Raw genomic sequence first — 10,963 nt, 5'->3', positions numbered from 1 at the left:
CTGTCAGTCGGCATGTCGTAGGTCTTCGCGTGCTGAACCGCGATGCCCCGATGCCTGCGGCACGCATTCGCCCAACCGAGATCAGCGATAGAACGCGCTGCGCCCGCCCGGCTGGCGCTTGAAGCGCCGATGGATCCACAGGTACTGGTCCGGCGCCTCGCGCACCATGTCCTCGATCGCCGCATTGACCTGGGTGGTATCGGCGATCACATCGTCTGATGGAATGCCTGCCAGCGGCGGTGCGATCTTGAGGATGTAACGGCCGCCTTCGCGGCGATGGAAGTACGGCACCACCGCGCAGCCGGTCAGCCGCGCCAGCTGGTGCGTGGCCGTGATGGTGGAGGCCGGGTGCCCGAAAAATGGCACGAACACGGTGTCCTTGCCGCGCATGTCCTGATCCGGCGCGTACCACAGGAACCCCCCGCGCTTGAGGTGCTTGATGGTGGCGCGCAGGTCTTCGTTGGCGAACATGTGCGTGGCATAGCGCAAGCGTCCACGCTTGACCGCCCACTCGAACACCGGGTTGCGGTGCTTGCGGTACATGCCTGCCAGCGGCACGTGGTCGCACAGCAGCCGACCGCACATTTCCAGCGTCATGAAGTGGCCGGACACCAGCAGCACGCCGCGCTTTTGTTCCTGCAGCTGCTGCAGCTGTTCCAGGCCTTCGATCTGCACGCCCGGGCGAATGGCCTCGATACTGCCCCACCAGGCACGTGCGAATTCGAACAAGCCCACGCCCAGCGCGTCGAAACTGTCGCGCAACAGCCGCGCCCGCCAGGCATCGTCCTGCTCGGGGAAGCACAGCTTGAGGTTGACCTCGGCCGCGCGCCGACGCGTGCCTGCCACGCGCATCGCGGTCCAGCCAACGCCACGGCCGATTGCGCGTTGCAGCGTCCAGGGCAGGCGCCCGGCCAGCACCATCACCGCAAGGCCCAGGTACATCGGCCAATGCTTGGGGTTGCGCAGGGAAGGGCGGATGGCGACGTTGGCGGACTCGGACATGCGCCAATTCTAAGGGATTGCGCCCAGTGGGCAGCGTGCACATGCGCACGCACGAACGCTCCCGTATCCTGCACGGATGCGGAAAGACCCGATCGAATGGCTGTTGCGCGGGCTGTACTCGGCGCTGCTCTACCTGTTGTTGCCGGTCACGGTGTATCACCTGGTGTGGCGCGGCTTTCGTGTGCGCGAATACTTCAATCGCTGGAACGAGCGCTATGCCTCCTACACGCATGCCTGCGGGCGCCCGCGGGTGTGGGTGCACGCGGTGTCGGTGGGCGAGGTCAATGCGGCTGCGCCGCTGGTCAATGCCTTGCGTGCGCAGCGCCCGGATATCCGCTGGGTCATTACCACCATCACGCCCACCGGATCGGAGCGCGTGCGCGCGGTGTGGGGAGATGCGGTGGACCATGTGTACCTGCCGTACGACGTGCCTGGCAGCGTCGGTCGGTTCCTTGAACATTTTCGGCCGCGGTTGGCGCTGATTCTGGAAACCGAGCTATGGCCGAACATGTTGTTCGGTTGTCGTGATCGCCAGATTCCGCTGTACATCCTCAACGCACGCTTGTCGGCGCGCTCGCTGCGTGGCTACCGCGTGCTGGCGCCCTTGATCAGCCGCGCGCTGCGCACGGTGACCTGCGTGGCGGCGCAGTCGCAGGACGATGCCGAGCGATTCGTCACCTTGGGCGCGCGCCCGGATCAGGTGATCGCATTGGGTAATCTCAAATTCGATATCGCCGCGCCGGCACAATTGCAGGCGCTGGTTGCGCAATTTCGCACCCACGTGCCGGCCACACGCCCGGTGTGGATTGCCGCCAGCACGCACGAAGGCGAAGAGGCCGCAGTTGCCGATATCCACGCGCGCTTGTTGATGCAGTTTCCTGATGTGTTGTTGCTGTGGGCGCCGCGCCATCCCGAGCGCTTTCCAAAGGTGGAGGCCTTGTCGCGCGAGCGCAGCTGGCGGGTTGCCACCCGCAAGGCGCAACAATGGCCGCAGGCACACGACAAGGTGTTCGTCATCGACACCCTGGGCGAGCTGATGAGCTTCTATGCATGCGCGCAGGTGGCCTTCGTTGGCGGCAGCCTGCAACCGATCGGCGGCCACAATCTGCTCGAGCCAGCCGCTGTCGGGACACCGGCGATCACTGGCCCGCATCTGCATAATTTCTCGGAAATTTCGCGGCGCATGCGCGAAGCCGATGCGGTCGCCATCTGCGAGGACGCCGATGGCGTGTACCAGGATCTGGCGCGCCTGCTCGGCGACCCCGCACAACGCGAGGCGATGGCCGCCGCAGGCCTGGCACTGGTCGCCAACGGCAAGGGCGCAGTGGCCCGCACGCTGGTGCAGATCGCAGCGGATCTGCCGCCGGTGGTGACTGAGACTGTGCCGTCTTGAAAGATGTCTTCGCGTGCGCGCGGCGTCGTTGCAGAGCACCCGTTGCAGGCCTGCCAGGTTAGATCATCAAGCGGGCTTGGAGCGACTGAAAAAACCTGACGATCGCGTGGTGGTGGTGGCCGCTTTTCACGTCAGCTGATGAGTTCCAAGCCGCGTTAGTCGCGTGCGCGCTGCCCTCACCGCTCGCGGGACACGCCGTTAACCCATCCATGGGGGCTCGATGGCGGCATCCATGCCGCCAACGGTCCCGCAATCGGTGAGGACACCGCACCAGGCACTTTACTGGTGCCTCCATTGAAGAACGGAATCGGTGCACCAGGCAGCTTGCAGGCTATTTGATTGAAAGCTCTGCGCACCGACCAACTTGACCGGTCCTTGCCCGCTCACCATTGCGGGACCTTGAGCGGCATGGATGCCGCGCCAGAGCTACAAGGACGTACTTGCAGCGAAGCCACAGATCACTCGCTCTGCAACCGACGCGCTCATAGCGTCCAAGCCCCTCGCAAGCCAGTCGAAACTCACTGCCTGACGAATCGCATGCAAAAAGGCGGGCCTGAGCCCGCCTTGTGCGTTACATCTCAGGTCGTCTTACTGCAGCGAGCCGCTGCGCTGAAGCTTGGACTCGGCATCCTGCGACAGCAGGCGATTGACGTCCTGCAGGTCGGCGATGTCGAGCTTGCCGATGGCCTGGCCCAGCAGCAGACGGTTCTGCAGGAAGGTGTAGCGCGATTGCGCGTAATCCAGTTGCGCCTGGAACAGCGTGCGCTGGTTTTGCACCAGGTCCAACACCGTCCGCGTACCCACTTCCAGGCCGATCTGCGAGGCGTCGTACGCGGCCTGAGCAGACACCACGGCCAGGCGCCGCGCTTCCACTTCACTGATGCCGGCCACCACGGTCTGATAGGCATTGCGCGTGTTGCGGTCCAGCGCGCGCTTCTGCTGCTCGTAGGTGTCCTGCTGGATGTCGCGACGCGACAACGCCTGGCGCACGGCAGATTGGGTGGCACCGCCGGCAAAGATTGGTACCGATACCGTGAAGCCGATCGAATCAGAGTCGATGTTGCGCCCCTGCGTAGTGAATAGGCCGGCTTCCGCGTTCGAGGTACCCCAGCTATTGCTACGCCCGATGCTCCCGTTCAGATTTATCGTGGGCAGGTGGCCTGCGCGCGCGGCATTGACCTGCGCCTCGGCAGCGCTCACCTGCAGTTGCTGGGCCTTGAGTTCCGGGTTGTCGGCGATGGCGGTGGCGACCAATTGATCGACATTGCTGTAGGCGGCCGGCACTTCGGGGCGGAAACTCTCCGGCAAAGCGCGCAGGGCCGTTACCGGCTGGCCGGTGAGTTCGGTCAGCGCCTGATAGTAATCCTTCAGCAGGTTGCGCGCATTGATGGTGTCGGCGCGTGCCTGATCGTACTGGGCACGCGCTTCATGCACGTCGGTGATCGGCGCCAGACCGACCTCCAGACGCTTGTCGGCGAAGTCGAACTGCTTCTTGGCCGCCGCTTCGTTGGTCTCCGCCGCCGCCAGCGATTCGATACCGACCAACACCTGGAAGTACGCCGCCGAGGTGCGGGTGATCAGGTCGTTGTTGGCCGATTGCAGGGTGAAATCCGCTGCCTTGGCGACGTCGCGCTGCGCGCGCAGGTTGGAGAACTGCGCCCAGTTGAAAATGGTCTGGCTGCCCTGGATCTGCTGGGAGCGCGAGGAGTTGGTGATGCGACCAGGCACCCCTTCGATCTCACGATGCGCCTTGCTGTAGTCCGCCTGTCCATTGAGCTGCGGCAACAACGCCGCACGCGCCTGCACCTGACCTTCCCGATTGACCAGCCGCGTGGACTCGGCCACGGCCAGCTGCGGATCGCCGTTGCGGGCCATTTCGTAGACCTGCAGCAGGTCGGTGGCATTTGCTGCCATCGGAGACAGGGCGGCGGCCAGGGCCAGAACGAGGGATCGGCGGATCATCGGGGAAGCTTCCTTGGGAATCAAAATTGGAATCGGGGCGTCGGTGCGGCGCCCTGGAGATAGGCGAGGTCGGTTTCGAACAACGATTCGATGCGCGGGGCGTTGACGTCGCCACCCACCAAGACCGCTTCCATCACCGGTTCGTGACCGCGCACGACAAACAGCCGGCCGTTCGGGCGCAACCACTGCAGCCACTGGACGGGGAGGGTGTCGACCGCGCCGGTCACGCAGATGGCATCGAAACGGCGCTCGCTCTGCCAGCCGAACACGTCGGCGGTTTCGATACGGACATTGCTGCCCAGGCCGGTGCGGTCCAGATTGGCGCGCGCGGCGGCCGCCAGCGCCGGGTCGATCTCCAGGCTCACGACGTCGCGCGCCAGCGCGGCCAGGCAGGCGGTGGAAAAGCCGCCGCCGGTGCCCACTTCCAGTACGTCTTCGCCCGGCTGCATATCCAGCGCCTGCAACATGCGGCCTTCGATGACCGGCTTCATCATCTTGTGACCGGCCGACAGCGGAATTTCCACATCCACATAGGCCAGGGTCTTGTAAGCCTCCGGCACGAAGGCTTCGCGCGGCATGCGCGCCAGCACATCGAGCACGCGCAGGTCCAGCACGTCCCACGGCCGGATCTGCTGCTCGACCATCTTTTCGCGGGCCTGGGTGAAATCGATCGTCATGGTGCGGTTATCCATCGCGGTGGGGCGAACATTTTACCGGTGCGCGAGGCGCCTGGCGCATCTAGCATCGCCGCGCGTGGCCAACCGGCGCAGTGCCGGAAGTCATCGCCACCAACGTCTCGGTGCGATCAGCGCGGCGCATACGCTCTCAAAAAGAAATCCACGCTGGCCTGAATGTGCTCGTCCACCTGCGCGCGGGTGGGCTGGCCGTGCAGGCCGCACATCATCAGCGCATACAGCTCGCCTTTGAGCAGGCAGAAAAACTGCGAGGCAGCGCGCGGAAGCTCGGGGATCTCCAACTGTCCATCGGCGACCCGCGCCGACAGAAAATCCGCCAATGCCAGTTGGGTCCGCTTGGGGCCGGCTTCCCAGAACATTTCGCGCACATGCATGTCGCCAGTGCCTGGCGCCATCATCATGCGATGCGTGGAAATGGCCGACTCGGTGCTGACCATGGCAAAGAATGCATGGGCAATTTCGACCAACTGGTCGCGCAGGGCACCCTCGGGAGCGTGATCGAACAGGTCGTCCGGCATCATCTGCTGGCATTGCGCACGGATCGCCTCGGAAAACAGGCTCTCTTTGTCGCCAAAATGGCTATAGACGGTCAGTTTGGAGACGCCGGCCTGCGCGGCGATCCCATCCATGCTGACCCCGGCATAGCCCTGCTCCATGAACATGGTGCGGGCGGCGCCCAGGATGGCGGCGCGTTTCCCAAGGTCCTTGGGGCGCCCAGGGCCGTTGCTCTTGGCCTTGGACTTGAGGGGGGACGAGCTGGACATGCCGCCAATACTAGACCATCGGGTTCTATATTTATACTCGGCGTCCATCCGTTGCGTTAACGATTCCGTCTAGTTGGCTCCCGGTGTCATGGCACCCCCGGCAGCTGTCAGGGAGCCACCGAAGGCAGCGCAAAAAACCCGGTAATAGATTTGCCGCAGGCCTGTCGGTGCATACCGGCAGGTATTGTCAGCGAACATGGACGAGGGGACGGGGAGCGCGGACAGGGTCGGGACGCATGCGCATACGGCTGCGTTCGCAGCACGTGCGTGCGGCATCTGGCGGTCAGCGCCTTGCTGCGGCGCGCCGATGGCGCGCTCTGGGTAGGCACGCCGCAGAGGCTGTACCGCATCGAGGCCGACGGGCGGCTGGTGGACGTCGGCCGCCAGGCCGGTGCCGCGTGCGCATATCACTGCATTGTCGGCCGATGACGGGGGGCGATCTGTGGGTCGGCACCGGAGTCGGCCTGTACCGCCTGCCGCACGATGGCGCGTAGCCTTGGGCAGGGCCCACGGGATGGGCGATCCGTCGGTGCGGCGGCTGGCCCGCGACCGGCAGGGCGGGCTGCTGGTCGCGGGCGACGACGGCGTGTGGTGGTGGAGCCGTGGCGGCGGCCTGCAGCGCTTCCGGCAGGCCGCCGCGTGGATTCGCTGTTGCTGGACCGGCGCGGACATCTGTGGACGAGCCTGTCGTCGGGAATGTTGGTGATGCTCAGCGGCCCGCGCGACCCGGACGAGCAGATCGCCATTTCCGGGGTCGCCAGCCCGGCGCTGCTGGACGATGCCGAAGGCCTGATCTGGGTCGGCAGCACACACGGGCTGTTGCGGGTTGCCGAGGGCGCCGCGCACGGCGTGACCCACGACGACGGTCTGAGTTCGAACCATGTGCGGCGTGCTGCAGGCCGGCGACGGCACCGTGTGGGTGGGCAGCGCAGTGGGTCTGGACCGCTGGCGCGACAGCACCATCAGCCGCGTGTCGCTGTCGCCCAGCGAAGGTAGCCGCGTGGTCGAACAATCGGTGCTGGCGCTGGCCGATGCAGGCGACGGCGGCGTCTGGGCCGGCACCTACAGCCAGGGCGTGGTGCGTCTGGATGCGCAAGGCCGCGTGCTGGTGCGCATCGGTGCGGCCGATGGCCTGCCGTCGATGTCGGTGCGCGCGGTATTGCCGGATGGCGACGATCCGTGGATCGGCACCACTGCCGGGCTGGTGCCTGGCGCAACGGCAAGGCGCGCCGCTACACCGCTGCCGACGGTGTACCGGACGGCTCGGTGCAGGGGCTGTACCGCGATGCGCAGGGCATCGTGTGGATCGGCACCGATCGCGGCATGACCGCGCTGCCGCCGGGCGGTAGCACGCGTGCCTGGCTGGGGCAGCCGGATTTCCCCGGGCAGAACGCGTTCGATTTCCTGCGCGATGCCAGCGGCGATGTGTGGATTGCCAGCGATCGCGGCCTGCTGCGTTTGCGCGGCGACAGTTTCCGCGTCTACGACCACCGGGTCGGGCTGCCGCGCGACAAGGAATTCCTGCTGGCGGTCACCGGCCTGGATGCGGCACAGGCACGCGCACTGTGCGAGCGGATGCGGCAACGGCCTGCCGCAATCGATATCGATGCTCATGGCGCCAACGTGCTGTACACCGCCAGCATGGGCATGGCGATGAGCGACGAAGCGCCAAGCCGACGCGAACTGCTGGCGTTGGCGGATCGTCGCCTGTATCAGGCCAAGCGGCAGGGGCGGGATCGGTTGGCGGGGCCGTAGCGGGGCGCGTTGCTGCGGTGGAGCGAATGCCGTGGCGGTGGGTGGCGTGCTGCGCACGCTGTTGAGGTGACTTCGTCTGCGACAGCAGACAAAGACTGGGATCAAACATCTAGTCGATCGAACCGGCGTTGACGAACGTGCGGCGACCCGAATCTCTGCAGCACGCAGTACAGTTCGCCCGCGCTATACCTGCGCCAGATCCGCCTGCGCATGCAGCAACGCGACAAACGCCTGCGCGGCCCGCGACAAGGTGCGCCCGCCATGCGTCACGCAGCCCAGCTCGCGCGATAGCGCCACATCGGCCAGCGGCAGTGCCACGATCTGATGATCGATCATGCGCTCGGGCAAGACGCTCCAGGCCAGCCCCACCGACACCAGCATCTTGATCGTCTCCAGATAATTGGTGGTCATACGCAGGTGCGGCACCAGGCCGCGCTCGGCAAACAGGCCGGCGACGATGCGATGGGTAAACGTGCCGGGGTCGGGCAACACCGCTGGATACGCCACCACATCGTCCAGCGTCACCTCGCGCAATGCGGCCAACGGATGGTCGGGCGCCACCACGCATTGCAGGCGGTCGTGCCAGATCGGCTGCGCACGTAGCGGCGCGCGCGTGTCCGGTGCCAATGTGGTCACTGCCAGTTCCACCTCGCCACGTAGCACCGCCGCGTATGCAAGTTCCGAATCCAGAAACTGGATGTCCAGCGCGGCCTGCGGATGTTGCGCGGCGAAGTTGCGTAGCAATGCAGGAAGCCGATGCAGGCCGACGTGGTGGCTGGTGGCTAGACTCAGGCGCCCACCCACCGCAGCGCCAAGGTGTTCCAGTACGCGGCGGGTGTCTTCCAGTTCGGCAAGGATGCGTTGGGCACGTGGCAACAAGGCGTGGCCGGCCTCAGTCAGTACGACCTGGCGGCCCAGGCGATCGAACAGCCGTGTGGACAATTGCCCCTCCAGCAAGGCGATGCGTTTGCTCACCGCAGGTTGGGTGAGATGCAGCGCCTCACCAGCCGCCGAGAAGCTGCCGCTGTCGGCAATCGCCACAAAGGCGCTGAGATTCGCCAGATCCATGCCATTCCTGAAATTCATTTGTTGAATAAACAATATGAATTTGCGTTATCCGATTCAAGCTCCTAGCATCGAATCCAGCTAGGTGATGCACCCACCAACCGCCACTCCATCGGATCGCCGCGATGACTGCCAAGACGCTGTACGACAAATTGTGGGACCTGCACGAGGTCACCCGCCGCGACGATGGTTCGTCGCTGATCTACATCGACCGCCACATCCTGCACGAAGTGACCTCGCCGCAGGCGTTTGAAGGCCTGCGCCTGGCCGGACGCAAGCCATGGCGCATCGATGCCAACATCGCCACGCCCGACCACAACGTGCCGACCACGCGTGCCGAACGTCAGGGCGGGCTGGAATCGATCACCGACGAAGTCTCGCGCCTGCAGGTGCAGACCCTGGACGAGAACTGCGACGACTTCGGCATCCTCGAGTTCAAGATGAACGACGCGCGCCAGGGCATCGTGCATGTGGTCGGCCCGGAGCAGGGCGCCACCTTGCCGGGCATGACCGTTGTTTGCGGCGATTCGCACACATCCACGCATGGCGCGTTCGGTGCGCTGGCGCATGGCATCGGGACCTCGGAGGTCGAGCATGTGCTGGCCACGCAGTGCCTGATCGCCAAGAAAATGAAGAACATGCAGGTGCGCGTAGAAGGCACGCTGCCGTTCGGCGTGACTGCCAAAGACATCGTGCTGGCGGTGATCGGCAAGATCGGCACCGCCGGCGGCAACGGCCACGCGCTGGAATTTGCCGGCAGCGCGATTGCTGCGCTGTCGATGGAAGGCCGCATGACCATCTGCAATATGTCCATCGAAGCCGGCGCGCGCGTGGGCATGGTGGCGGTGGATGAAAAAACCATCGCCTATGTCGAAGGCCGCCCGTTCGCACCCAAGGGTGCGGACTGGGACGCTGCCGTGGCGCTGTGGAAGACGCTGGTCTCCGACCCGGGCGCGCACTTCGACACCGTGGTGGAACTGCGTGCCGAGGACATCAAGCCACAAGTGAGCTGGGGGACCTCGCCGGAGATGGTGCTGGCGGTGGATCAGCACGTGCCGGACCCGGCGGCCGAGCAGGACCCGACCAAGCGCGACTCGATCGAGCGCGCACTGAAGTACATGGGCCTGAAGGCCAATCAGCCAATCACCGATATCCGCCTGGACCGTGTGTTCATTGGCTCGTGCACGAATTCGCGCATCGAAGACCTGCGCGCCGCCGCCGCAGTGGCCAAGGGTCGCAAGGTCGCTTCCACGATCAAGCAAGCGCTGGTGGTGCCGGGCTCTGGCCTGGTGAAGGCACAGGCCGAAGCCGAGGGCCTGGACAAGGTGTTTCTGGAGGCCGGTTTCGAATGGCGCGAGCCGGGTTGCTCGATGTGTCTGGCCATGAACCCGGACAAGCTCGGCAGCGGCGAGCATTGTGCCTCCACCTCCAACCGCAACTTCGAAGGCCGCCAGGGCGCTGGCGGACGCACGCATCTGGTGAGCCCGGCGATGGCGGCTGCGGCCGCGGTGAGCGGCCACTTTGTCGATGTGCGTGACTTGCAGGGAATCGAGAATCGGGAATAGGGAATCGCCAAAGCCCGCTTCCTGCTCTGCCTATTCCCAACTCCCCATTCCCCATTCCTGGCACTCAAATGACTCCTTTCACCCAACACACCGGCCTGGTCGCCCCGCTGGATCGCGCCAATGTCGATACCGACCAGATCATTCCCAAGCAATTCCTCAAATCGATCAAGCGCACCGGCTTCGGGCCGAACCTGTTCGACGAGTGGCGCTATCTGGACATCGGCGAGCCTGGCCGCGACAACAGCAAGCGCCCGCTCAATCCAGAGTTCGTGCTCAATTTCCCGCGCTATCAGGGCGCCAGCGTGTTGCTGGCACGCGAAAACTTCGGCTGCGGCTCCTCGCGCGAGCACGCGCCGTGGGCGCTGGGCGAATATGGCTTCCGCGCAGTGATTGCCCCCAGCTTTGCCGACATTTTCTTCAACAACAGCTTCAAGAACGGCCTGCTGCCGATCGTGCTTGCCGAAGCGGAAGTAGATGCGCTGTTCGAGCAGTGCCTGGCGACCGAGGGCTACCAACTCACCGTGGACCTGGCCGCACAGCGCGTGCGCCGCCCCGATGGTGTGGAGTACGCATTCGAACTCGACGCCTTCCGCAAGCACTGCCTGCTCAACGGGTTGGACGACATCGGCCTGACCTTGCAGGAAGCCGATGCAATTGGCCGCTTCGAGCAGGGCCATCGCGTGCATCAGCCGTGGTTGTTTGGCGCGTTGCAGTAAGTTGTGCAGTGACGTTTGCGCGGTGAACACCGCAGCACATTGAAAT

At 65.0% G+C, this 10,963-nt stretch carries 9 protein-coding genes and 1 pseudogene; 5 read left to right on the top strand and 5 right to left on the bottom strand.

Going from position 1 to position 10,963, the window contains the following annotated elements:
- Positions 1-81: 81 nt before the first annotated feature.
- Entirely contained in the window at positions 82-1,002 is a 921-nt protein-coding gene (locus M3O59_RS16715) for an LpxL/LpxP family Kdo(2)-lipid IV(A) lauroyl/palmitoleoyl acyltransferase (RefSeq protein WP_064629245.1), read from the bottom strand.
- 76 nt (positions 1,003-1,078) lie between these two features.
- Between M3O59_RS16715 and waaA the strand changes: the two genes are divergently transcribed.
- Positions 1,079-2,395, top strand: coding sequence for a lipid IV(A) 3-deoxy-D-manno-octulosonic acid transferase (waaA, locus tag M3O59_RS16710; protein ID WP_064629243.1), 1,317 nt, complete (start codon positions 1,079-1,081; stop codon positions 2,393-2,395).
- Positions 2,396-2,983: 588 nt separating this feature from the next.
- On the opposite strand, the gene M3O59_RS16705 is transcribed toward waaA, so the two are convergent.
- The 3 genes from M3O59_RS16705 to M3O59_RS16695 all read right to left on the bottom strand — a co-directional run bounded on the left by M3O59_RS16705 (position 2,984) and on the right by M3O59_RS16695 (position 5,816).
- A complete protein-coding gene (locus M3O59_RS16705) occupies positions 2,984-4,357 on the bottom strand; it encodes a TolC family outer membrane protein (protein WP_064629241.1) in 1,374 nt (457 codons plus the stop codon).
- Between the two features lie 20 nt (positions 4,358-4,377).
- Positions 4,378-5,034, bottom strand: coding sequence for a protein-L-isoaspartate O-methyltransferase family protein (locus tag M3O59_RS16700; RefSeq protein ID WP_116905906.1), 657 nt, complete (start codon positions 5,032-5,034; stop codon positions 4,378-4,380).
- 128 nt (positions 5,035-5,162) lie between these two features.
- On the bottom strand, positions 5,163-5,816 hold the full coding sequence (locus M3O59_RS16695; protein ID WP_064629239.1) for a TetR/AcrR family transcriptional regulator: 654 nt from the start codon (positions 5,814-5,816) through the stop codon (positions 5,163-5,165).
- 270 nt (positions 5,817-6,086) lie between these two features.
- On the opposite strand from M3O59_RS16695, the pseudogene M3O59_RS16690 reads away from it, so the two are divergent.
- Together M3O59_RS16690 and M3O59_RS16685 are read left to right on the top strand one after the other, a co-directional pair.
- Positions 6,087-7,337 (top strand): annotated as a pseudogene (locus M3O59_RS16690) (ligand-binding sensor domain-containing protein); the annotation flags it as partial.
- Positions 7,317-7,571 carry a GGDEF domain-containing protein gene (locus M3O59_RS16685; RefSeq protein ID WP_249049339.1) on the top strand — a complete coding sequence of 85 codons (255 nt, stop codon included), beginning with the start codon at positions 7,317-7,319 and terminating at the stop codon, positions 7,569-7,571. The pseudogene M3O59_RS16690 and the gene M3O59_RS16685, both read left to right, overlap by 21 nt.
- A gap of 183 nt (positions 7,572-7,754) precedes the next feature.
- Here M3O59_RS16685 and M3O59_RS16680 read toward each other — a convergent pair whose 3' ends face one another.
- Complete coding sequence (locus tag M3O59_RS16680; RefSeq protein ID WP_064629237.1) at positions 7,755-8,639, bottom strand: LysR family transcriptional regulator; 885 nt, start codon at positions 8,637-8,639, stop codon at positions 7,755-7,757.
- Between the two features lie 122 nt (positions 8,640-8,761).
- Between M3O59_RS16680 and leuC the strand changes: the two genes are divergently transcribed.
- On the top strand, positions 8,762-10,201 hold the full coding sequence (leuC, locus tag M3O59_RS16675; RefSeq protein ID WP_064629235.1) for a 3-isopropylmalate dehydratase large subunit: 1,440 nt from the start codon (positions 8,762-8,764) through the stop codon (positions 10,199-10,201).
- 68 nt (positions 10,202-10,269) lie between these two features.
- Positions 10,270-10,917: a 3-isopropylmalate dehydratase small subunit gene (leuD, locus tag M3O59_RS16670; RefSeq protein WP_064629233.1), complete on the top strand. Its 648-nt coding sequence runs from the start codon at positions 10,270-10,272 to the stop codon at positions 10,915-10,917.
- Positions 10,918-10,963: the final 46 nt, after the last annotated feature.

Source organism: Xanthomonas nasturtii (assembly GCF_023337365.3).
GTDB lineage: Bacteria > Pseudomonadota > Gammaproteobacteria > Xanthomonadales > Xanthomonadaceae > Xanthomonas > Xanthomonas nasturtii.
Note: the sequence above shows the minus strand (reverse complement) of the source record. Positions and strands in the feature narration are given on the sequence as shown.

Coding starts and splice junctions, on each gene's coding strand:
- M3O59_RS16715 (WP_064629245.1), bottom strand. CDS start 1,002: ATGTCCGAGTCCGCCAACGTCGCCATCCGCCCTTCCCTGCGCAACCCC.
- waaA (WP_064629243.1), top strand. CDS start 1,079: ATGCGGAAAGACCCGATCGAATGGCTGTTGCGCGGGCTGTACTCGGCG.
- M3O59_RS16705 (WP_064629241.1), bottom strand. CDS start 4,357: ATGATCCGCCGATCCCTCGTTCTGGCCCTGGCCGCCGCCCTGTCTCCG.
- M3O59_RS16700 (WP_116905906.1), bottom strand. CDS start 5,034: ATGACGATCGATTTCACCCAGGCCCGCGAAAAGATGGTCGAGCAGCAG.
- M3O59_RS16695 (WP_064629239.1), bottom strand. CDS start 5,816: ATGTCCAGCTCGTCCCCCCTCAAGTCCAAGGCCAAGAGCAACGGCCCT.
- M3O59_RS16680 (WP_064629237.1), bottom strand. CDS start 8,639: ATGGATCTGGCGAATCTCAGCGCCTTTGTGGCGATTGCCGACAGCGGC.
- leuC (WP_064629235.1), top strand. CDS start 8,762: ATGACTGCCAAGACGCTGTACGACAAATTGTGGGACCTGCACGAGGTC.
- leuD (WP_064629233.1), top strand. CDS start 10,270: ATGACTCCTTTCACCCAACACACCGGCCTGGTCGCCCCGCTGGATCGC.